Below are 20,486 nucleotides of genomic sequence, written 5' to 3' on the forward strand. Positions count from 1 at the left end.
TCCGCCACCGCAGTGGCGGCGGGATCAACCGAGCTTGGCGGGGTCAAAGAACGAACCCAGGCGCTGGGCCAGCATCAGGTCGCCGTCGATCTGCAGCTTGCCGGTCATGAACGCGGTCATGCCGTTGAGTTCGCCCTTCATCAGCGCGACCAGATCGTCGTCTTCCATGGTGATGCCGAGGTCGGCGTTGGCGGCGGTGCCTTCGGAGGCGGTGCAGGCGCCGCCGGCGATGGTCACGTACATCGGCTTGGAGATGTTGAACTGGATGGTGCAATCCTGGCCGTCGCCAGTGAAGGCAGCAGGCATTTTCTTGATGAGTTCGACGGCGGCGGACATTGTGTCTCTCCAGAAAGGATGGTTTGGAGCGGGGATGGTAAGGCGCTGCGACAACCAGTGGCAACCATTCTGCATATGAATAGTTGATTGCTGGAAATGGCTCTTACTGCTGTTGCTGTGCGCTCGCGCCGCCATCTGCAATTGTTGCGCTCCGCAGTATCGCGAGCAGTTGCTCGGCACGCGCGGGCGCCAGCAGAACAACGTTGGCACTGCTGCGATAGACCTGGCCGGAACGCTTCAATTCCGAGATCTCCACGGCATCCAGATCCGAGCGCAGGAGTCGGTAATCCCGGTCTTGCCGCCAATGCTGTTCGAGCCGGCGGAAGGCGCGGAAGGCCTCGCCCTTGGGGACTTCTGCCGCTTCGTCCAACTGCTTGAAGCTGAGCCAGTTCGGGTTCACGGCGTGGCCAGGGTTTCGCGGTGCAGACCGCAGGCATCGGCCCGCAGCCACTCCATGCGATCCGGTCGCCAGTCGGCAAGCACGATGCGTTCGCAGTGCCGCCCTTCGATCTGGTAGTGATGGTCCGCTGGGCGATGGGTGTGGCCGTGGATCAGGCGCGGCACCGCATATCGGAGGAAGGTCTCGCGGATCGTCGTTTCATTGACGTCCATGATCGCTTCGGGCTTGCGCTGCTTATGGCTGTCGCTGCGCAGCCCGCCGGCGATGCGACGGCGCCGCGACAGCGGCAGCCGGTTGTAGATCCATTGCGCCAGACGATTGCGTGAGAAGCGCCGCCAGCGCTGGTAGGCGGCATCGTCGGTGCAGAAGAGATCGCCATGCGCGAGCAGGCAGGGCTGGCCGGCGATCTCGAACACCGCCAGATCGGGCAGCAGTCGCAGCCCTGTGGCGCGGGCGAAGGCAGCGCCGACGATGAAGTCGCGATTGCCGTGCTGGAAGTAGACCTCGACGCCGGAGTCGACCAGACGCCGGATGGCGGCGACATCCTCGGCATGCTCGACCAGGCCGGCATCGTCGCCGACCCAGACCTCGAACAGGTCGCCGAGGATGAACACCCGCTGGGCGGCGCGCGCGGGTCCTTCGCAGAAGCGGCGGAACGCGGTCCCCAGCGGGTCCCCGCCGCTGCCACCGTCGTTCGGTGGCAGGTGCAGGTCCGCCAGCAGCAGATCAGTCGACAACGCTGGCTTTTTCGATGGTGACGGTGGTGGTCGGCACGTCCTGACCGAACGGCGGTGTGCGGCCGGTGGGGATGCTGGCGATCTTGTCGACCACGTCCATGCCCTTCACCACCTTGCCGAACACCGCATAGCCCCACTCGCCACGCGCGCCGGCGTTGAGGAAGTCGTTGTCGGCGTGGTTGATGAAGAACTGCGCGCTGGCCGAGTGTGGCGCGCTGGTGCGCGCCATGGCGATGGTGCCGCGCAGGTTGGAGAGGCCGTTCTTGGACTCGTTGGCGATCGACTCGCGGGTGTCCTTCTCGGCGAAATTGGGGCCGGTGTAGCCGCCGCCCTGGATCATGAAGCCCTTGATGACGCGGTGGAACACGGTGCCGTCGTAGTGGCCGGCCTTCACGTAGGCGACGAAGTTGGCGACCGTCTTGGGCGCCTTCTCGGCGTTCAGCTCGAGGGTGATGTCGCCCTGGCTGGTCTTGAGCAGGACGGTGGTGGGCTTGGCTTCAGCGGTGGCGGTCATGGACAGTCCGAGCAGGGTGGAAAGCAGCAATGTCTTGAGGCGCATGGCGATCTCGACGGTGGAGGACAACGTAGCAAGGTGCGGAATTCTAGCGGCTGGGCGGGGTCGCCGCCGTCGCGGCTCAGGCGGCGTCGGAGAGCTTCTGCTGCTCGCCCTGGACCGCCAGCAGTGCGGCCTCCACCACCTCCCAGCCGGCACCGGCGCGGTGGCCGCGTTCCGACAGCACCCGCCGGAAGGCGCGGCCGCCGGGCTGTCCGCGATACAGCCCCAGCACATGACGGGTGATCGCTGCCAGCGGCGTGCCGTGCTCGAGGCGCTCGCGCTCGACGTAGGCTTGCAGCCGGCGTAGCGCCTGCTTGCGGGTTTCCACCGGCGCCGGACTGTCGAACAGGGTGGGGTCGACCGCCGCCAGCATCCAGGGGTTCTCGTAGGGTTCGCGGCCCAGCATCACGCCGTCCAGCTGTGTGAGCTGCTGTTGGCAGTCGGCAAGTGTCTTCAGGCCGCCATTGATGACGATGCGCAGCTGCGGGAATTCCTGCTTGAGGCGGTGCACGTGCTCGTAGGTGAGCGGCGGAATCTCACGGTTCTCCTTCGGCGACAAGCCCTTCAGCCAGGCCTTGCGGGCGTGGACGATGAAGGTCTCGCAGCCGGCGGCAGCGACGGTGGCCACGAAGTGGCGCAGAAAGGGGTAGTCCTCGCAGTCGTCGACGCCGATCCGGTGCTTGACCGTCACCGGCAGCCGCGTCGCGCGGCGCATGGCGGCCACCGCGCTGGCCACGGTCGCCGGCTCCTTCATCAGGCAGGCGCCGAAGCGGCCCTCCTGCACGCGGTCGGAAGGGCAGCCGCAATTGAGGTTGATCTCGTCGTAGCCCCATTGCTCGCCAAGCTCGGCGCAGCGGGCCAGGGCGTCGGCCTCGCTGCCGCCCAATTGCAGGGCCAGCGGATGCTCGCTGGCCTCGTAACGTAGGTGGCGGGCGACGTCGCCATGCAGTAGAGCGCCGGTGGTGACCATCTCGGTGTAGAGCCGGGTATGGCGGCTCAGGCCGCGCCAGAAGTAGCGGCAATGACGGTCGCTCCAGTCCATCAGGGGAGCGGTGCAGAACAGATGTGGCGAAGAACTCATGCGGCATTTTCGCACGGTCGTTCCGGGCTTCGGGCCTGTGCTTGTCCGGTGCCGGCATCCGCCGTGGCGGCGTCGGCGTAAGCTGGGACAGTTTTCCCGCCCAGCGAGACCCCGATGATGAAACGAGTTTCCGCCCTGGTCGGAATGTGTCTGCTGGCCGGTGTCGCCCAGGCGGTGTCGCAGACCTACAGCATCGACCCGAGTCACACCTATCCAAGTTTCGAGACCTCGCACATGGACATCTCGGTCTGGCGCGGCAAGTTCAACCGCAGCCAGGGGCGCATCGAACTGGATCGCGAGCGTCAGCAGGGCTCGGTGGACGTGCGTATCGAGGCCGCCAGCATCGACTTCGGCCACGACAAGATGAACGAGGTGGCGCGCGGCGAGCACTACTTCCAGGCCGAGCGCTTTCCGGAAATTCGCTATCGCGGCCCCCTGCGCTTCGAGGCCGGACAGCCGGTCGCGGTGGACGGCGAACTGCAGTTGCTCGGCATCAGCCGTCCGGTGCCGCTGCGCATCCAGCGCTTCCGCTGTCTGATCCATCCCCTGCTCCGGCGCGAGGTCTGCGGTGCCGACGCGACGGCGGAGTTTGACCGCCGGGATTTCGGCATGGACTACGCCGCGCAGTACGGCAGCACCCAGGTGCGTCTGGCGATCCAGGTCGAAGCGGTTCTCGACCCCAAGCCGGGGCCGCGCTGAGCGAGCGAGTTTTGGCGGCGCGGCAAACAAAGACCGCCGCTGAATCATCAGCGGCGGTCGTAGGTAGCGTAACGAGGTAAGGAGACGGTATCGGCGCGGAGGCGCCTGAAGGCTTCAGCGGTCGCGGAAGTGCGTCTCGACCTTCTCGTGCAGGCCCTTCACGTCGACGATCACCGTCGCGGTAGGGCGGGCCAGCAGGCGCGGAATGCCGATCGGCTCACCGGTCTTCTCGCAATAGCCGTACTCCTTTTCCTTGATCCGGCGCAGGGCGTCATCGACCTTGCGCAGCAGCATGGATTCGCGCTCACGCAGGCGCAGGTCGAGCCAGTGCTCTTCCTCGGCGGTGGCGCGGTCGGCGGGGTCGGCGAAGACTTCACGCTCGTGCAGACGCTCCTTGGCGTCCACTTCACGACGAAGCACTTCTTCTTTCATTTGAATCAGACGCTGGCGGAAGAATTCCAGCTGGGCGTCGTTCATGTACTCAGAGTCCGGCATATCGCGGACCTGCTGCTCCGTCAACACTGCGCCTCTCGGAAGTTGAACCGGTTTCGGTTTGGGTTTCGCACTAGGCGCAATGATGACGGACTTTGCTGGGCTCAGACTACGTCCAGCTTTTTTTTTTCCTCTTCGTCTTTCTTTTCGGCGACCGGCGGCGGAACCGGAGCCGCGACGACCGGGGCGGCCTTCGGCGCGACCGGCTTCTTGGCTGGCGCCTTCTTCACCGGCGCCTTCTTGGCGACCGGCTTGGCTGCCGGCTTCGCGGGCGCGGCTTTCTTGGCGACCGGCTTCTTGGCCGGAGCGGCTTTCTTTGCGGGCGCCTTTTTCACCGGCGCTTTCTTGGCGACCGGCTTCTTGGCGGCGACTTTCTTCGCGGGGGCCTTCTTGGCGACGGGCTTCTTAGCGGTTGCCTTTTTCACCGGCGCTTTCTTGGCGACCGGCTTCTTGGACGCAACCTTCTTGGCGGGTGCCTTCTTCGCCACGGGTTTCTTGGCAGCGACCTTCTTCGCCGGCGCTTTCTTCGCGGCGGGCTTGGCTTTCTTCGTTGTCACCAGGGTCTCCCTCGTAAGTCAAAATGGCCTTGGATGCCTCGCATCGTTCGAGAACACTAGGTATTTCTCTACGATAGCGAGCCTTATAGCACTCGTTTTTGCGCAACGTCAATGAAATCTTCCGGCAACGAATCGCCCACGCTTTGGCCACCTTCCGCGAGCCTGGAAAACCTGCGCGCCAGAGCCAATCTGCTGCGGCGAATCCGTGAATTTTTCGCCGAGCGCGAGGTGCTGGAAGTGGAGACGCCGCTACTGTCTCGGCATGCCACGGTGGATCGTCACATCGAGAGCTTCCGCTGCAACGACGGCCGTTGGTTGCAGACCTCGCCGGAGTTCGCGATGAAGCGCCTGCTGTGCGCCGGCAGTGGTCCGATCTGGCAGCTGTGCAAGGTGTTCCGTCACGAGGAATCCGGCCGCTGGCATAACCCGGAATTCAGCCTGCTGGAGTGGTATCGGCCAGGCTACGACCACCATCGGCTGATGGACGAGATGGAGGCGCTGCTACAGGCCTGCGGTGTCGCCATGCCGCAGGTATGTCTGCGCCTGAGCTATCGCGAGGCGTTTCAAGGCTACGCCGGCCTCGACCCCTGGATCGCCACACTCGCCGAGCTGCGCAGCGGACTGGAGCAGCGCGGGCACAGCCTGCCGCGCAATCTCGAGCCTGCGGAGCTGGAAGACCGCGACTTCTGGCTGGACCTGTGGATGTCGCTGGTGGTCGGCCCGCAGCTCGGTCAAGACCAGCCCTGCTTCCTCTACGACTTTCCGGCCAGCCAGGCTGCGCTGGCGCGGGTGCGTGGCGAGGTGGCCGAACGCTTCGAGGTGTTCTGGCGCGGCGTCGAGCTGGCCAACGGCTTTCACGAGCTGGCGGACGCCGGCGAGCAGCAACGTCGCTTCGAGGCGGATCAGGCCTGGCGCCGCGACCGAGCGCGCGCGGTGCCTGACTACGACGCCCAGCTGATCGCCGCCCTGCGCCAGGGCCTGCCCGATTGCGCTGGCGTGGCTCTGGGCGTGGACCGCTTGCTGATGTTGCTGCTCGAGGCCCCGGCGCTGGCGGCGGTGCTGGCCTTTGACGATGCCCGCGCCTGAGGCGCTGGGGCGCCTGGGTGCGGCGCCCTAGGTCACCACGTCCGGCCCCTTGCGGCCGGTCAGTTCCTGAAGACGCAGCAACTGCTCAGCGATCACCACCAGCGGCGCCAGGGCGGCGTTGCTGTCGTGGCCCAGCTCGCTCTCTGCGGTCTCGTAGCGCTCGAAGTACACCCGCAGCGTCGCACCCTTGGTGCCGGTGCCGGACAGCCGCACGATCAGCCGCGCCGCCTCGCCGAACACAACCCGCAGGCCCTGGGCGCTGGCGTGGCTGCCGTCGATGGGATCGTCGTAGCCGAACTCGTCGGCGAGGCTGACCTGCCAGTTGCCGAAGCGGCGGCCGGGCAGGTCCGGAAACTGTGCTTTCAATCCGGCCATCACCGCCTGTGCGTCGGCGGTGGGCAGTTCGTCGTAGTCGTGGCGGCAGTAGTAATGGCGGCCGTGGCGGCGCCAGTGGGCCTGCGCCAGTGCCTGCACTGAAAGGCCGGTGGCGGCGAGCACGTTCATCCAGGCCAGCACTGCCCAGAGACCGTCCTTTTCACGCACGTGGGTCGAGCCGGTGCCGAAGCTTTCTTCCCCGCAGAGGGTGATGCGGTTGGCGTCGAGCAGGTTGCAGAAGAACTTCCAGCCGGTCGGTGTCTCGTAGCAGGGAATGCCCAGGCTGGCGGCGACCACATCGGCGGCGCGGCAGGTGGGCATCGAGCGGGCGATGCCACGTACACCCTCGCGGTAGCCGGGCAGCAGGTGCAGATGCGCCGCCAGCATCGCCAGCGAGTCGCCGGGCGAGATGAACTGCCGCCGGCCGAGGATCATGTTGCGGTCGCCGTCGCCGTCGCTGGCGGCCAGCAGGTCGGGCGCGTCCTCGCCATTGGCGAGATCGACCAGATGGCTGGCGTAGATGAGGTTGGGATCGGGATGTCCACCGCCGAAGTCGGCCAGCGGCGTGGCATTCAACAGGCTCGACGGGGGCGCGCCGAGCAGGTCGACGAAAATCCGCTGCGCATAGGGGCCGGTGACCGCGTGCATGGCGTCGAAGACCACCCGGCCGCCGCGCTTGAGCCAGTCGCGCATCTTCGGAAAATCGAACAGCTCCTGCATCAGCGCCGCGTAGTCGGCGACGCCGTCGATCACCTCCACCTGCATGCCGTCGATCTGGCTGATACCGCGGCGGTCGAGGTCGATGTGGCCACCGTCGGCAATGCGGTAGGCACTGACCTCTTTGGTGCGGGCGTAAATGGCATCGGTGACCGTTTCGCCTGCCTGGCCGCCGTTGGCGATGTTGAACTTCACGCCGAAGTCGCCGTCCGGCCCGGCCGGGTTGTGGCTGGCGCTGAACACGAAGCCGCCGGCCGCGCCCTTGAGCCGGATCAGATGCGAGGTCGCAGGGGTGGAGACGATGCCGCCCTGCCCGACGATCACCCGGGCGACGCCGTTGGCGGCGGCCATGGCTATCGCGGTCTGGATCGCCTCGCGATTGTGGTAGCGACCATCGCCGCCGATCACCAGGGTCTGGCCCTTGAGGTCCGGCACGCAGTCGAACACCGACTGCAAGAGGTTTTCCAGGTAGTGCGGCTGCTGGAAGATCACCACCTTCTTGCGCAGACCGGCGGTACCGAATTTTTGATCGAGATAGGGCTTGGTGGCGATTTCGCGGATGGGCATGGGGCTGGCTCGGCGCTTGCAGAGCCCGGTTGTCGCTGACGGGAGCGCAATCTTATAGTCCGGCCATGCAAACCACGAAGCTCACCAGCAGCCTGCTGGGTCGTCGCCGTCTGGCGCATCTCATCGACCTCTACGAGCGCAACTACCTGCTGCTGGAGCGCCTGCTGCCGGAGCTGGAGTTGCCCTTCGAGCACGCGGTCTCGCATTCCGCGAGCGATCTGCCGCTGCACCTGATCACCGTCGAGCGGTCTCCCTACACCGTGGAGCTACGCCTGACCTACGAATTCCGCAATGCCGAAGGTCTGCGTCTGGCGCCGGACTTCTGGATCAAGGTCTATCGCGATGCGCGGGTTGCCGAAGCGCTGCACTGCGCGCAGCGGCCGCCCTGGCTGGCACAGGAGGGCGGCGCTCCCGAGGCCGAGCTGTACCTCAATGACCAGTGGAGCCGCAATCTGATGCTGGCGCGCTGGCTGGAATACCTGCTGCACCACGGCCACGGCTTCGCCCATGTCGAGCGGCCGCGCCGCAGCGCGGTGCCCAGCCTGGCCTGAGACCTCCGGCCGATTTGCCGGGGCGATGCTGCTCAGAAGGTGTAGTTGACGCTCAGCGAGAGATTGTCGCGATCGGCGCGGGTGTTCTCACCGGGGCGGCCACCGAAGAAGCTCTGGTAGGCGATGCGGCCGGTCAGTGCCGGGGTGAGGTTGACCTCGGTGCCGGCGAGCGCCTCCATCCGGCCCTCGACGAAGTTCTGGATCGGGTAGGGGGCCACGCCTTCGACATCCCAGAAGAAGCCGAAGGTGGGTTTGAAGCTCCAGCCGAAGACCACGTCGTTGTACTCCATGCGGGTCAGCAGGCGGATGCCCCAGGCGATGCTGTCGGCGAAGTTGCTGGTCTGCTGGGTGGGATTCAGATGCTTGGTGCAGTCCGCGACCGGCGTGCCGGGCGCCTCGCCTGTGCAGTCGGCGCCAGGGCTGGCGTGGGTGCGATTGGCGCCGCCGCCCTCGATCTGCAGCACCTGATGCGAGGGCAGGTTGAAGATCTGGGTCATGCCGGCCTCGGCGATCAGCAGCACCTGGTCGGCATTGAAGGGGTTCTTCGACCAGGCCTTGATCGCGGTGAGATCAAGCTGGCCCACCGGAAAGCGCTCGTAGCCGTTGATCAACTGGTTGGCAGCGATGCGGTCGATGCCACGGTAGTGCTTGAGATAGCTGGGCACGCCGTTGTCGGCGCTGGGCAGGGTGGCGCGCAGCAGGTCCACCACGTCGCCGCTGAGGCCGGGCAGCAGGGCGGTGATGGCGTTGGGGTCGATGTTGAGGCCATTGGCGATCTGGGTGATCAGGGCATTGGCGCTGGTCGGGTCGGACACGATGTCGTTGTCCGGGAAGGCCGGTTGCAGGCCGGTGAAGATCACGTCGGTGATGTGCACCTGTAGGGGCACATTGGGACGAAAGGAGTATTCGCCGGCCAGCGACCAACTGCCGATGGTGGTGTTGAAGCTCACCCCGTACATCTGGATGTCTTCGGGGTAGACCAACTGCGCCCGCATGGTGTCGATCGGCAGCGGCTCCTTCTGCAAACCCGGCAGGCCAGGCAGGCTGCCGTTGAAGCCGCCGCAAGCGACATAGGCCTCGACCGCATTGGTCGAGCTGCGCGCGCAGGACTCGTCGGCGGCGATGATCGAGGCGTAGGGGTAGCGGCTGTGGTAGTTGAGGAAGTACAGCCCCAGCTCGGTGCCGTTGTTCAGCCAGTCGGCGAGGTAGTTGATCCGCAGGCCGTACTGGCCGTCGTCGCGCGCCTCGGTCTGTTCCAGGTCCACCGTCAGCGACGTGCTGGAGATCAGGCCCAGTACGCCGGCCGGTTTGGCCAGCTTGTTCGGATCCTCGCCGAACTGGCCCAGCGAGATATAGCCGTAGCGGCCGCCGCCGGCGAGATCGGTGTCGGCGAAGAAGCTGCCGCGCGGATCGGCCTGCACCGCCTTCCAGCCGAACTGGTAGATGAAGTCGGCCGACAGGCCTTCGCTGATGTCGGTGGAAAGCAGTAGCAAAGGCACCGGCTGGAACACCTCGCTGATCTCGCTGCCGGGCATGCGCAGCGCCGCTGCATTGGGCGGGTTGATCTCCGAGAGGCTGTTGATGGCGACCAGATTGGCCTCGCCCCAGCGCACGTACTGCTGACCAATGGAAACCAGACCGTTGCGCTCGCCGAAGCTGAAGTTGTACTGCAGATAGGCGTCGTAGAGGTTCACGCCCTTGGCGAAGTCGCGCGAGATGTCGCTGGGGCGCTCGCTGCGGGCCGGCTGGTAGCGGGTGTCGGTGTGGTGCTCGTCGAAGCCGGCGTTGACCGGGTCGTAGTAGCCGATGGCGCGCAGCTTGGCCACAAACTCCCCGTACTCGGCGGTGAACACCGAATTGAGCTTGTTGGTGGCGGCGACGAGGTCGTACTTGTCGTAGTTGAGGTTGCCGTCGTCCTGGTTGACGCCGGAGAAAGCGCCGCCGGCGCGTACCAGCCTCGCGTTCGGTTCGGGATCGCCGGTGAAGGAGATGCAGTTGTCGGTTGCGCAGAGGTCTTGCTGGCCGGGGGTATTGAGCTTGCCGACCAGCATGCCGTTGCGGTCCTGCATGCGCATGGCGGCGCCCACCGAGTAGCTGTTCTTCAAGGAGAACTGCGCCTCGCCCCACTGCCAGTCCAGTGCCTGGACGGCGCCGCTGCAACAGGCGAGCGCAAACAGTAGCGGGCCGCTTGCCGACTTCATTTTCATGCTCTCTCCTCCGTGCGGCTCCAAATCGAGTCCTGCACTGATTTATTGTTCGCCTCTATGCTGTGCGCCGGCGGCTGCGATCACCGCTGGAACTGCCCGGGCTGTGCCGGAAAATATACATGGGTTTGGTGTTACGTTGTCTTTCGTTGATGGCAACAAGGACTTTGGCGAGGGACGATGCGCGATTCCGGACAGATGCTGCAGGTAGTGCACACAGGCATGGTGAATGCTGGTCTGGACGTGCAGCGCATCTACGCCCGCCTGGGCTATGACGCCGAGAAGCTGCCGCTACGGGAGCTGCGCACCGCCCACCAGTTGCAGAGCTTTTTCTGGGAGACCGTCGAGGCGGTAACGGGCGACTCCGAGATCGGTCTACATCTTTGTCCCCACCTGCCGCTGTACCGGGGCGAGGTGCTGGAATACCTGCTGTTCTCCAGCCGCACCTTCGGCGAGGGCGTGAACCGCGCGCTCAAGTACCTGCGGCTGATCAGCGATGCCCTCAACGTGCGGCTGGTCAAGGACGGCAGCAGCGTCTGCATCAATCTCACCAGTGCCGCGCTGTCCACGCCGGTGCAGCGGCACACCGAGATCTGCATGCTCTACGAGCTGGTGCGTCTGGTCGGCGAGGTGACCGAGGGGCGCTTCCGTCCCCTGGCGGTGGCGCTGAGCTGCCAGCCCCGGGCGGCGCTGGCGGAGTACGAACAGGTCTTCGGCTGCCCGGTGAGCTTCGGTGCCGGTAGTGCGCAGGCGCGCTTCGATGCGGCGGTGCTCGACTACCGCTCGCCGCATTGGGACCCGGACCTCTTGCAGTTGCACGAGGAGTTCGCCGCCAAGCGGCTGTCCAAGATCGAGCGTCAGGATCTGATCGAGCGCATCCGCGCGGTGTTCTCCCGGCGCCTGGAGATCGAGCAATGCGAGTTGGAGGACGTGGCCCGCGAACTGCAACTGGCGCCGCGCCGCTTGCGCTTCGAGCTGACCCGCGCCGGCACCAGTTTCAGCCAGTTGCGCACCGACTTCCGCTACGCGCTGGCGCGGCGGCTGCTGGCGCATTCCGAGGAGCCGATCGAGAACATCGTCTACCTCACCGGCTTCTCCGAGCCCAGCACTTTCTACCGGGCGTTCCGCCGCTGGGCAGGCATGACACCCCTGCAATACCGTGAGCAACGGCGCAAGCCGGCGGTTTCAGACACGCAGCCGGCCTAGGCGCCAAACGGTCATCGCGGATCGGTGGCGCGCGCCCTAAACTTGCCATCGCTGACTGAAACAATACCGATCATTGGAGGAGACCATGAGATCGCAGCTATCGCGCGTTCACGCGCTCGCGGGTGCCCTGTTGTTTGCCCTTGCCACCGGTTCCGCGCAGGCGGCGGTCAGTGCCGAGGAAGCCGCCAAGCTCGGCAAGGAGCTGACCCCGGTCGGCGCGACCCGCGCCGGCAACAAGGACGGCTCAATCCCCGAGTTCACCGGTGAAAAGAACTTTCCGGAAGAGACCAAGAAGTACACCCGGGCGCGGCTGGAGGAACTGCGCAAGAAGGACCCGGACAAGCTGGAGAACGACTTCAAGAAGAATGTCGATCCGGCGGCGGTGAACCCGCTGTTCGAGATCAGCAAGGCCAACATGGCCCAGTACGCCGACAAGCTCACCGAAGGGCAGAAGGCGATGCTGAGCAAATACCCGACCTACAAGCTGCGCGTCTACAAGCCGGTACGCACCGCCTATTACCCGAAGGAGATCGAGGCGGCGACCATTGCCAACGCCACCACGGCGGTGCTCACCGGCACCGACGACCTCAAGGGCGCCAAGCTCGGCTTCCCGTTCCCGATCCCGAAGAACGGCGCCGAAGTGATCTGGAACCACAAGCTGAAGTTCCGTGGCTCGGCGGCCAAGCGCTACAACAACCAGGCCATCGTCAAGCCGGACGGCAGCTTCGTGCTGACCAAGCTGGTCGAGGACGTGAAGTTCAAGTACGCCAATCTCAAGGACCCGCCGGCGGCCGACAACAAGCTGTTCGCCTTCTACCTGAGCGAGGTGGTGTCGCCGCCGCGCGTCGCCGGCCAGATCACCCTGGTGCACGAGTTCGCCGGCACCGAGGGCGGTGGTCGCGCCGCCTGGCTGTACTCGCCCGGCTTGGCCCGCGTCACCCGCGCGCCCGACGTCGGCTACGACAACCCGGCGCTGGGCACCGACAACGAGCAGTACAACGACCAGATCGACGTCTTCAACGGCGCGCTCGACCGTTACAACTGGAAGCTGGTCGGCAAGAAGGAGGTCTACATCCCCTACAACTCCTACCAGATCAACAGTCCGAAGCTGAAATACAAGGACATCCTCCGGCCCTTCCACATCAACCCGGAGTACCCGCGCTACGAGCTGCACCGGGTCTGGGTGGTGGAGGCAACGCTGAAGCCGGGCACCCGCCACAACTTCGCCAAGCGCACCTTCTACGTCGACGAGGATTCCTGGGCGATCTCCAGCATCGACAATTACGACGCCCGCGGCGCGCTGTGGAAAGTGCAGGAGGCACACCTGCTGACCGCGCCGTTCATCCCCACCACCACCGGCATTCCGGAGCTGATCTACGACTTGCAGTCCAACCGCTACTTCGCGACCACCATGGTCAACGAAGACGCGGTGACCGACTTCGAGGTCACCTACTCCGACAGCTATTTCGACCCCAGCAACCTGAAGCGCCGCGCGCGCGGCAAGTAGGGCGGGGCGTTGGCAAACCGGCGGCGCCTTCGGGCGCCGTTTTTTTCCGGCCGGCTATTTCAGCTCGGCCGAGGTCTTGCCGAGCAGGCGTCGCGCGACGATCAGCAACTGGATCTGCTGGGTGCCCTCAAAGATGTCGAGGATCTTGGCGTCGCGTGCCCACTTCTCCAGCAGGCCGGGGCCTTCCTCGCCCTCGGCATAACCGAGGCTGCCGGCCAGCTCCACGCACTTGAGCGCGACCGCCACGCAGGTCCGCCCGGCCTTGGCCTTGGCCATCGAGGCCTGCAGCGAATTGGGCTGGCGGTTGTCGGCCATCCAGGCGGCCTGCAGGGTCAGTAGCCGCGCCGCTTCGTAGTCGGCCTCCATGCGCAGGTAGTCGGCCACCGCCGAGCACTGGCTGTGCGCCGGCAGCGCGTAGTCGATGACCAGGCCGGTGCTCTCGATCAGTTTGCGGGTTTCCTCAAGGCAGGCGCGGGTCAGGCCTACCGCCATGCCGGCGACCAGGGGGCGGGTGTTGTCGAAGGTCTGCATCACCCCGGCGAAACCTTTCTGCACGTCCACTTCCGGCGAGCCGAGCAGGTTTTCCTTCGGCACCCGCACGTCCTTCAGCACAAAGGCGGCGGTGTCGCTGGCGCGGATGCCGAGCTTGTGTTCCAGGCGCACCAGCTCGAAGCCCGGCGTGCCCTTCTCGACCACGAAGGACTTGATCGCGGCGCGGCCGAGCTTGCGGTCCAGCGTCGCCCAGACCACCACCAGATCGGCGCGCTCGCCGCTGGTGACGTAGATCTTCTCGCCGTTGAGCACGTAGTGGTCGCCGTCGAGCACGGCGCTGGTGCGGATGTTGGCGGAGTCGGAGCCGCAGCCCGGCTCGGTGATCGCCATCGCCGCCCAGCGGCCCTCGAAGCGCTTGAGCTGCTCCTCGTTGGCCACCGAGGCGATGGCGGAATTGCCCAGGCCCTGGCGCGGCATCGACAGCAGCAGGCCGACATCGCCCCAGCAGAGTTCCATCACCCCGAGCACGGTGGCGAGGTTGCTGCCGTTGCGGTTGCCGCTGTCCTGCACCGCGTCGCGACGCACGCCCGCGGCGCTGGCCCCGTCGGCACCGCCAGCGGCGTTGAGTCCGTCGAGCAGCGAGGCGAGCATGTCCAGCTCCTTCGGGTAGCTGTGCTCGGCGCGGTCGTACTTGCGGGAGTTCGGACGGAAGATGTTGGCCGCCACCTGGTGCGCCTGGCTGACCAGGGCGCCGTACTTGCGCGGGATTTCGAGGTTGATCATCGCCGGTCTCCTAGACGAGCAAAGCGCCTTCCATGAAGCCGGCCGCGCGCAGGTCGCGGTACCAGCGCTCCACCGGGTACTCCTTGGTAAAGCCATGCCCGCCCAGGAGCTGCACGCCGTCGCTGGCGATGCGCGCGCCTTGTTCCGCGACGAGACGGCGGGCGAGGGCGGTCTCGCGGGCGAAGTCGAGCCCGCGTTCGGCGCGCGAGGCGGCGCGTAGCGTGGTCAGCCGCAAGCCTTCCAGTTCGACAGCGGTGTCGGCGACGCTGAACGCCACCGCCTGGCGGTGGCTGATCGGCTCGCCAAAGGCGACGCGGCCGTTCACGTAAGGGATCAGGTAATCGAGCACCGCCTGCCCGCAGCCGAGCGCCAGCGCGCTCCAGGCCAGCCGGGAGAGCTGGATGCAGTCGCGGTAGACGGCGGCATCACCACCAGCCAGCAAGGCATCGGCGCCGACCCGCACCCGGTGCAATTGCAGCTGCGCGGTGGCGGCGGCGCGCAGGCCCATCGCTGGTTCGGCGCGCACGCTCAAGCCGCGTGTCGAACCCTCAACCAGAAACAACGCCGGGCCGTGGTCCTCAAGCTGCGCGGCGACCAGAAACAGCTCGCCATCGGCGGCGCGCGGCACCAGCGATTTCAGGCCTTCCAGCAGATAGCTGCCGTCGCGCTCGCGGCGGGCAGTGGTCTTGAGAAGAAAGGGGTTGAACAGCGCGCGCGGCTCCTGCACCGCCAGCGCAGCGGCGGGCGCGCTGGCGGCGGCGAAGGCCGGCAGATACTTGGCCTGCTGGGCCTCGTCGCCCCAGAGCCCCAGGGCATTGGCGACCGCGCCCGGGGCGAGGATCGCCACTGCCAGGCCCAGGTCGCCGTGCGCGAGTGCCTCGGCGACCAGCACATTGCTGACCACCGAGCGCTCGCTGCCTGCGCCGCCGACCTCCTCGGGCAGGCCGATCAGGCCGATGCCCAGCTCGCCAGCGGCTTCGAGCAGTGGCTTGGGCGCGAGGCAGGCGCTGTCAGCAGCCTGGGCGGCGGCGCGCAGCTCGGCGTCGGCGAAGGCAGCCACTGCCTCGCGTAGCATCTGCTGCTCCTCGCTGGGGTTGAGGTCGAACAGCTCGCGTTCGCGGCCGGGCGCCAGCCGTGCCGGTCGCACCAGCTTGTTCACCGCCGCGAAGCTGCGGGCAGCGGCGCCGATGCCGACAAAGCCGGCGCGGGTAGCCTGAAACAGCAACTGCTCGGACGGTTTGCGCAGCTTGAGCTTGTCGACCAGGGACAGGCCGGCGAAGCGGTTCAGCACCTTGAGCCCGAGGCCCATGGTCTTCTCGGGGACGCTCATCGGGTTCTCCTCCAGATCATGCCGGGTGCGAGACGCCCGGCGTCGCCGCTCAACCGGCGGCTTTCTTGCGGCTGGGCTTCTTGGTGGCCGGCGCTTCCTGCAAGGCGGTGCGGGTCTGCTCCAGGAAGCGGTCCACCAGTGCGGTGAACTTGCCCTGGATGAAAGCCGGCGCCACCAGGCGATAGACCAGGGGCACCGGTACGTCGTGCAATTCGCCGCGCACCTGGAAGCTCAGCGTTGCTCCGCCGGCAGCCTCGCGCACCCGGAAGGCACCTTCGATGCGGGCGTTGCCGACATCCGGCAGGGCGGTCCACCGAAGTTCGCCGGCCTGGGGGTTGATGTGATACTCGGCGCCGTAGCTGACGTTGTGGGCGATGTTGGCGATGCGCGAGCCGATCACGTCCATGTCCCAGCGGTAGCGCTTGCCGCCGAGGTGGCTCAGCTTCTTCAGCTTGGGGAAGCGGCCGATGGTGGTTTCCAGGTCGTCGAACAACGCCAGGACTTCATTGGCGCTGACCGGGACCGGTAGGCTGCGCTCGATCGAGAGTTGGACCTTCATGCGGGACTTGTAGATGGTTGCCAGGGTGCTGCGCAGCCTCGCAGAGCCTCCGGGCCGGGTGTATGGCCCGAGGACCGCCGCCATGGGCGCGGCGGTCAACGCCGGGTAGTCGCTTGCTCAGAAGCGCAGCTGGCCGTCGAGGATGCGCTGGTAGAGGCTGGCGGTGAGCGGCTGGTAGCCGAGCGCGGTGTCGGCCAGCACGTAGAGCGGCTCCTGGATCAGCGCCGGATCGCAGCCCTCACGCTTCAGGTCGACCTTGCGGAACTTGAAGGTGCTGGTGGTCTCCTGAGCACTGCGCAGGCGCAGGAACAGCGGTACCGCATAGGCCGGCAGCCGCGATTGCAGATGTCTGGCCAGTGCCGCGCCGTTGATCTCGCCGAGGCCGGTCAGCGCCGCCATGCCGGCGCGGCCGTCGGCATTCGGCAGCTGCACGCCGTAGACCACGGTCTCCTCGATGCCCGGAAAGCCCTCGAAGGCGGCCTCGACCTCGGTGGTGGCGACGTTCTCGCCCTTCCAGCGGAAGGTGTCGCCGACACGGTCGACGAACTGGATGTGGCGCCAGCCCTGGTCGCGCACCAGGTCGCCGCTGTTGACCCAGCAGTCGCCGGGCTTGAACACATCGCGCAACAGCTTGGCCTCGCTGGCCTTGCGGTCGGTGTAGCCGTCGAACGGGGTCTTGTTGCCGACCTCGGTGATCAGCAGGCCGACGCCATCGCGCGCGACCCGCCGCATGCGGCCCGCGCGGTCGCGTACCGGCGTTTCGGTTTCGCCATCGAACTCGACGATGGCGAAGGGCAGGGGGCAGAAGCCGGCGGTCTTGGCCAGACCGAAGCCGTTGATGAAGGCGGCGTTGGATTCGCTGGCGCCGTAGAACTCGCTGATCTGGTGGATGTTGAAACGCGCCACGAAGGCATCCCAGAGTTCGGCACGCAGGCCGTTGCCGACGATCAGCCGCACCCGGTGCTCGCGGTCGCTGGCGGTTTCCGGACGCAGCAGCAGGTAGCGCAGCAGTTCGCCGATGTAGCAGAAGGCGGTGATGTCGTAGCGGCGGATGTCATCCCAGAAGCGCGAGGCGCTGAAACGGCGCGCCAGCACCAGGCAGGAACCACTGAGCAGCACCGAACCCCAGCTCACCGTCAGCGCGTTGTTGTGGTAGAGCGGCAGGCAGCAGTAGAAGACGTCGTCCGGCTTCAGGCGCAGGGCCATCTGGCCCAGGCCGGCGGCACCGCGCAGCCAGCGGTAGTGGGTCATCCGGCTGGCCTTGGGCAGGCCGGTGGTGCCGGAGGTGAAGATGTAGAAGGCAGTCTGCTTTTGCAGCACCGCAGCGGTTTCTGGCGGATTGCTGTCGTCGGCATTCCGGCTCAGTGCGCGCAGGTTCAGCCAGGGTGCCGGCGCCTCGCTGTCGCCGTCCCAGAGCCAGGGTCGGCCGCCGTCGTTGCCGGGCTTCAGGCCGGTGCTGAGAATCGCCTCCTGGCATTCCTCCCCGACGATCAGCAGCTTGGCCTGGGTGAGCTTGAGGCTGTGTGCCAGCACCTCGCCGCGCTGCTGCGGATTCAGCATGCCGGCGATGGCGCCCAGCTTCACCACCGCAGCCACGCAGGCCAGGGTTTCCGGGCGGTTGTCCATCAGGATCGCCGCCGCCTCGCCGGGCTTCAGACCCTGCGCCTTGAGCGCCTGGGCGATGCGGTTGACCCAGGCATTGAAGCCGGCATAGGTCCAGGCGCGCTCTTCGAAGCGCAGCGCCAGGTGCTCGGGATAGCGCTCGGCCTGCTCCTGCAGCAGCAGGCCGATGGAGCCGGGCTTCTCCGGGTTGGCCAGGGCCAGTCGCAGCAGGCCTCGGTTGACGGTCAGCGTGTCACCGAGGCTGGCGAGCGCGCCGCGCGCGATGTCGATTAGCCGGACGCGGTTGTCGCTGCTCACTGCGGGCGGCCGTTGACTTCCACCAGCGACTGGTCGAGGAAGTCGGCGACCATCACCCACTGTCGCTGGTCGAGCTTGTGCAGAATCTTGCCCAGCCCGAAATGCACCGCGCGGACACTGCCGCTGACGCCCATCTCGGCCAGGCCGCGCATGGTGATGCCGCCGCCGAAGTCCTTCACCGGCTTGACGAAGAAGTGGGTCATCGCCGCCTCGGTCATCTCGCAGACCACCTTGACCACCTCATCGGCCTGCTGCGGCTTGATGGCGCCGCTGCGGATGCGGTCGGCCACCGACAGGGCCTTCTCGGCCAGCTTGGCGTTGATGGGGGCGCCAACATGGTCGCGCATGCACTCTCCTCCAGATATTTATTGGGATTATTGGAACGGCAGTCTGCCCGCTGTGGCGGCTCGCTGCCAACACAAAGCCGCCCCCGGGGCTAGCGGGGGCGGCGGGGTCGACCAACAGCACTCAGGCAGCGGCGGCAAGCCGGTCGTGTTCGCGGACGAAGCCGTCGATTTCGGCGAGGAAATGGCGGTTGTCGTGCTGCCAGGGGTGGAAGCCGGGCTTGAAGTAGTCGAGCCAGGGCCGGAACGAGCGGCGCAGGAAGCCGTCGCGGCCGATCAGGAAGCTGGCCAGTTCGCGCCACTGGGCGAGTCCGCGGGCCTTCGGATTGGCGCGGCTCATGCGCACGGTGTAGATGGCCACCAGCAGCATGAACAGCGAGGTGGCGACCAGCTGCACCGCCGCCCGTTCGGCATAGGCGCGCGGCTTGCCCTTCATCACCGTCTGCCAGACGTCATAGGCGACCGCCTTGTGCTCGGTCTCTTCCAGCGAGTGCCAGCGCCACAGGGAGATGTAGTTGGGCTCGCCATCGCGGGTGACCGAGTCCACCGACAGCACCCAATCGGCGAGCAGGGCGGTGTAGTGCTCCAGGGCGATGGTGATCGCCAACTGGGTGGAGGGCGGGGCCACCGCCTTGATCCGCTCCAGCAGCCGGCGCACCTGGTCTTCGAGTTCAGCGGCGGGCATGCCGGCGGCCTGCATCAGGTCGTTGTAGTCCTCGTGCTCGCGGCCGTGCATGGCCTCCTGGCCGATGAAGGCGGTAACGGCCTTCTGAAGTTCAGGGTCGCGGATCTGCTCGCGGTAGTGGCGGACCGACTGGATGAAGAAGCGCTCGCCGACGGGAAAGAACACCGACAAGGTGTTGACGAACTGGGTCACCAGCGGGCCGCGGCCGTGCCAGTCACCGATGCGCTCGGCCGGTAGCGTGAAGCGCAGATCGCGGCGGATGGGAAGCACGGACATGATTGACTCCTTGGGTGTCGGTGGTACTGTTACATCAAACGATGTCACAACAAATGCCGCAGATCAACCAAACAATGCCATCAAGCTCTGTAACCGAAGGATTGGACTCGGAATTGCCCCGCGACTCCTGGGTGGTCTCCGGCACGGTCCGGCTGGCGGTCCGGGAACGCGGCCTGAAAGGCCGGCCGCCAGTGCTGCTGTTGCACGGCTATCCAGACCAGCAGGAGGTCTGGGAGGCGGTGGCCGAGCGGCTGGCCAGCGAATTCCATGTGATCAGCTACGACGTGCGCGGCGCCGGCCGCTCGGACCGCCCAGCCCGGGTCGGCGACTACCGGCTGGAGCTGCTCGCCGACGATCTGCGAGCGGTGATCGCGGCGGTCTCGCCCGAGCGGCCGGTGCATCTGGTCGCGCACGACTGGGGCTCGATCCAGAGCTGGGAGGCGGTGGGGGTGGACAGCGCGCCGCGCTACTTCGCCAGCTTCACCTCGATCTCCGGTCCCTGCATCGACCACGTCGGGGAATGGCTGCAGGACTTGCGTCGGGGCCGAGGTCGTGAGGAGGCGGGTCCGCTGCTGCGGCAGATGCTGCATTCCTGGTACATCGGCATGTTCCAGTTGCCGGGCTTGGCGCCGCTGGTCTGGCGCGCCGGTCTGGGCCGGGTCTGGCACCGCCTGCTCAGTCGCCAGGAGCAGGTGCGCGCGCTGGCCTCGGCAACCCAGACCGCCGATGGCATCGCCGGCATCCGCATGTACCGCGCCAACTTTCCTGCCCGTCTGCGGCGCCCGCAGCCGCGCACCGTGAATCTGCCGGTGCAGTTGCTGATCGCCACCGGCGATCCCTATGTCGCGCCGGCGTTTCTGCGCGCCTTGTTGCGGCAGCGCGCCTCGCGCCTGCCGCAGTTGCAGACCCGGGAGCTGAGCGGCGGCCACTGGCAGCCGCTGGCGCAGCCGGACAGGCTGGCCGGCCTGGTGCGCGAGTTCGTCCTTGCGCAGGAGGCTCGGCGTCCTGCCTAGAGGCCGCTATCAT

At 66.6% G+C, this 20,486-nt stretch carries 21 protein-coding genes; 6 read left to right on the forward strand and 15 right to left on the reverse strand.

The window, feature by feature from the left end:
• Positions 1-24 precede the first annotated feature (24 nt).
• The 5 genes from ED208_RS08545 to dusA all read right to left on the reverse strand — a co-directional run bounded on the left by ED208_RS08545 (position 25) and on the right by dusA (position 3,110).
• A complete protein-coding gene (locus ED208_RS08545; protein ID WP_123211466.1) occupies positions 25-336 on the reverse strand; it encodes an SCP2 sterol-binding domain-containing protein in 312 nt (103 codons plus the stop codon).
• Between the two features lie 103 nt (positions 337-439).
• Positions 440-736: a hypothetical protein gene (locus ED208_RS08550; protein ID WP_123211467.1), complete on the reverse strand. Its 297-nt coding sequence runs from the start codon at positions 734-736 to the stop codon at positions 440-442.
• Positions 733-1,473 (reverse strand): UDP-2,3-diacylglucosamine diphosphatase, encoded by a 741-nt coding sequence (locus ED208_RS08555; RefSeq protein WP_233574947.1) that lies wholly within the window; start codon positions 1,471-1,473, stop codon positions 733-735. The genes ED208_RS08550 and ED208_RS08555 overlap by 4 nt, the downstream gene beginning before the upstream one ends.
• Positions 1,463-2,032 (reverse strand): peptidylprolyl isomerase, encoded by a 570-nt coding sequence (locus tag ED208_RS08560; RefSeq protein ID WP_123211468.1) that lies wholly within the window; start codon positions 2,030-2,032, stop codon positions 1,463-1,465. Before ED208_RS08560 ends, ED208_RS08555 begins: the two co-directional genes overlap by 11 nt.
• 76 nt (positions 2,033-2,108) lie before the next feature.
• Complete coding sequence (dusA, locus tag ED208_RS08565; RefSeq protein WP_123211469.1) at positions 2,109-3,110, reverse strand: tRNA dihydrouridine(20/20a) synthase DusA; 1,002 nt, start codon at positions 3,108-3,110, stop codon at positions 2,109-2,111.
• A 117-nt stretch (positions 3,111-3,227) separates the two neighbouring features.
• Here dusA and ED208_RS08570 point away from each other — a divergent pair, with 117 nt between their 5' ends.
• The gene (locus tag ED208_RS08570; RefSeq protein ID WP_123211661.1) at positions 3,228-3,809 is read left to right on the forward strand and encodes a YceI family protein; all 582 of its coding nucleotides are present in this window, start codon (positions 3,228-3,230) and stop codon (positions 3,807-3,809) included.
• 114 nt (positions 3,810-3,923) lie between these two features.
• On the opposite strand, the gene dksA is transcribed toward ED208_RS08570, so the two are convergent.
• Both dksA and ED208_RS08580 read right to left on the reverse strand, forming a co-directional pair.
• A complete protein-coding gene (dksA, locus tag ED208_RS08575) occupies positions 3,924-4,286 on the reverse strand; it encodes an RNA polymerase-binding protein DksA (RefSeq protein WP_233574949.1) in 363 nt (120 codons plus the stop codon).
• Between the two features lie 119 nt (positions 4,287-4,405).
• Positions 4,406-4,858 carry a histone H1-like repetitive region-containing protein gene (locus tag ED208_RS08580; protein WP_199720560.1) on the reverse strand — a complete coding sequence of 151 codons (453 nt, stop codon included), beginning with the start codon at positions 4,856-4,858 and terminating at the stop codon, positions 4,406-4,408.
• Positions 4,859-4,969: 111 nt separating this feature from the next.
• Here ED208_RS08580 and epmA point away from each other — a divergent pair, with 111 nt between their 5' ends.
• Positions 4,970-5,944: an EF-P lysine aminoacylase EpmA gene (gene epmA, locus ED208_RS08585; protein ID WP_123211472.1), complete on the forward strand. Its 975-nt coding sequence runs from the start codon at positions 4,970-4,972 to the stop codon at positions 5,942-5,944.
• A gap of 27 nt (positions 5,945-5,971) precedes the next feature.
• Here epmA and ED208_RS08590 read toward each other — a convergent pair whose 3' ends face one another.
• Positions 5,972-7,603, reverse strand: coding sequence for an alpha-D-glucose phosphate-specific phosphoglucomutase (locus ED208_RS08590; RefSeq protein ID WP_123211473.1), 1,632 nt, complete (start codon positions 7,601-7,603; stop codon positions 5,972-5,974).
• A gap of 65 nt (positions 7,604-7,668) precedes the next feature.
• Here ED208_RS08590 and ED208_RS08595 point away from each other — a divergent pair, with 65 nt between their 5' ends.
• Positions 7,669-8,154: a DUF1249 domain-containing protein gene (locus ED208_RS08595; RefSeq protein ID WP_123211474.1), complete on the forward strand. Its 486-nt coding sequence runs from the start codon at positions 7,669-7,671 to the stop codon at positions 8,152-8,154.
• 32 nt (positions 8,155-8,186) lie between these two features.
• On the opposite strand, the gene ED208_RS08600 is transcribed toward ED208_RS08595, so the two are convergent.
• Entirely contained in the window at positions 8,187-10,361 is a 2,175-nt protein-coding gene (locus ED208_RS08600) for a DUF1302 domain-containing protein (protein ID WP_123211475.1), read from the reverse strand.
• Positions 10,362-10,538: 177 nt separating this feature from the next.
• Between ED208_RS08600 and ED208_RS08605 the strand changes: the two genes are divergently transcribed.
• Complete coding sequence (locus ED208_RS08605) at positions 10,539-11,564, forward strand: AraC family transcriptional regulator (RefSeq protein ID WP_123211476.1); 1,026 nt, start codon at positions 10,539-10,541, stop codon at positions 11,562-11,564.
• 85 nt (positions 11,565-11,649) lie between these two features.
• Complete coding sequence (locus tag ED208_RS08610; RefSeq protein ID WP_123211477.1) at positions 11,650-13,071, forward strand: DUF1329 domain-containing protein; 1,422 nt, start codon at positions 11,650-11,652, stop codon at positions 13,069-13,071.
• A gap of 54 nt (positions 13,072-13,125) precedes the next feature.
• Here ED208_RS08610 and ED208_RS08615 read toward each other — a convergent pair whose 3' ends face one another.
• From ED208_RS08615 to ED208_RS08640, 6 genes are all read right to left on the reverse strand, one after another.
• Complete coding sequence (locus ED208_RS08615; protein ID WP_123211478.1) at positions 13,126-14,346, reverse strand: acyl-CoA dehydrogenase family protein; 1,221 nt, start codon at positions 14,344-14,346, stop codon at positions 13,126-13,128.
• A 10-nt stretch (positions 14,347-14,356) separates the two neighbouring features.
• The gene (locus ED208_RS08620) at positions 14,357-15,655 is read right to left on the reverse strand and encodes an acyl-CoA dehydrogenase family protein (RefSeq protein ID WP_123211662.1); all 1,299 of its coding nucleotides are present in this window, start codon (positions 15,653-15,655) and stop codon (positions 14,357-14,359) included.
• A 70-nt stretch (positions 15,656-15,725) separates the two neighbouring features.
• Positions 15,726-16,235, reverse strand: a complete 510-nt coding sequence (locus ED208_RS08625; protein ID WP_123211479.1) for an SRPBCC family protein — start codon at positions 16,233-16,235, stop codon at positions 15,726-15,728.
• A 117-nt stretch (positions 16,236-16,352) separates the two neighbouring features.
• The gene (locus ED208_RS08630) at positions 16,353-18,155 is read right to left on the reverse strand and encodes a long-chain-acyl-CoA synthetase (protein ID WP_123211480.1); all 1,803 of its coding nucleotides are present in this window, start codon (positions 18,153-18,155) and stop codon (positions 16,353-16,355) included.
• On the reverse strand, positions 18,152-18,502 hold the full coding sequence (locus ED208_RS08635) for a hypothetical protein (RefSeq protein ID WP_123211481.1): 351 nt from the start codon (positions 18,500-18,502) through the stop codon (positions 18,152-18,154). The genes ED208_RS08630 and ED208_RS08635 overlap by 4 nt, the downstream gene beginning before the upstream one ends.
• Positions 18,503-18,623: 121 nt before the next feature.
• Positions 18,624-19,454: a metal-dependent hydrolase gene (locus ED208_RS08640; protein ID WP_123211663.1), complete on the reverse strand. Its 831-nt coding sequence runs from the start codon at positions 19,452-19,454 to the stop codon at positions 18,624-18,626.
• Between the two features lie 119 nt (positions 19,455-19,573).
• On the opposite strand from ED208_RS08640, the gene ED208_RS08645 reads away from it, so the two are divergent.
• Complete coding sequence (locus ED208_RS08645; RefSeq protein WP_199720562.1) at positions 19,574-20,473, forward strand: alpha/beta fold hydrolase; 900 nt, start codon at positions 19,574-19,576, stop codon at positions 20,471-20,473.
• Positions 20,474-20,486 lie beyond the last annotated feature (13 nt).

The sequence above is a fragment of the Stagnimonas aquatica genome (assembly GCF_003730135.1).
In the GTDB taxonomy this organism is placed as follows: domain Bacteria; phylum Pseudomonadota; class Gammaproteobacteria; order Nevskiales; family Nevskiaceae; genus Stagnimonas; species Stagnimonas aquatica.

What these genes read in the sequence shown, in the direction of transcription:
- ED208_RS08545 (WP_123211466.1), bottom strand. Translation starts at nt 336, where the DNA reads ATGTCCGCCGCCGTCGAACTCATCAAGAAAATGCCTGCTGCCTTCACT.
- ED208_RS08560 (WP_123211468.1), bottom strand. Translation starts at nt 2,032, where the DNA reads ATGCGCCTCAAGACATTGCTGCTTTCCACCCTGCTCGGACTGTCCATG.
- dusA (WP_123211469.1), bottom strand. Translation starts at nt 3,110, where the DNA reads ATGAGTTCTTCGCCACATCTGTTCTGCACCGCTCCCCTGATGGACTGG.
- ED208_RS08570 (WP_123211661.1), top strand. Translation starts at nt 3,228, where the DNA reads ATGAAACGAGTTTCCGCCCTGGTCGGAATGTGTCTGCTGGCCGGTGTC.
- dksA (WP_233574949.1), bottom strand. Translation starts at nt 4,286, where the DNA reads ATGAACGACGCCCAGCTGGAATTCTTCCGCCAGCGTCTGATTCAAATG.
- epmA (WP_123211472.1), top strand. Translation starts at nt 4,970, where the DNA reads ATGAAATCTTCCGGCAACGAATCGCCCACGCTTTGGCCACCTTCCGCG.
- ED208_RS08590 (WP_123211473.1), bottom strand. Translation starts at nt 7,603, where the DNA reads ATGCCCATCCGCGAAATCGCCACCAAGCCCTATCTCGATCAAAAATTC.
- ED208_RS08595 (WP_123211474.1), top strand. Translation starts at nt 7,669, where the DNA reads ATGCAAACCACGAAGCTCACCAGCAGCCTGCTGGGTCGTCGCCGTCTG.
- ED208_RS08600 (WP_123211475.1), bottom strand. Translation starts at nt 10,361, where the DNA reads ATGAAAATGAAGTCGGCAAGCGGCCCGCTACTGTTTGCGCTCGCCTGT.
- ED208_RS08605 (WP_123211476.1), top strand. Translation starts at nt 10,539, where the DNA reads ATGCGCGATTCCGGACAGATGCTGCAGGTAGTGCACACAGGCATGGTG.
- ED208_RS08610 (WP_123211477.1), top strand. Translation starts at nt 11,650, where the DNA reads ATGAGATCGCAGCTATCGCGCGTTCACGCGCTCGCGGGTGCCCTGTTG.
- ED208_RS08615 (WP_123211478.1), bottom strand. Translation starts at nt 14,346, where the DNA reads ATGATCAACCTCGAAATCCCGCGCAAGTACGGCGCCCTGGTCAGCCAG.
- ED208_RS08620 (WP_123211662.1), bottom strand. Translation starts at nt 15,655, where the DNA reads ATGGGCCTCGGGCTCAAGGTGCTGAACCGCTTCGCCGGCCTGTCCCTG.
- ED208_RS08625 (WP_123211479.1), bottom strand. Translation starts at nt 16,235, where the DNA reads ATGAAGGTCCAACTCTCGATCGAGCGCAGCCTACCGGTCCCGGTCAGC.
- ED208_RS08635 (WP_123211481.1), bottom strand. Translation starts at nt 18,502, where the DNA reads ATGCGCGACCATGTTGGCGCCCCCATCAACGCCAAGCTGGCCGAGAAG.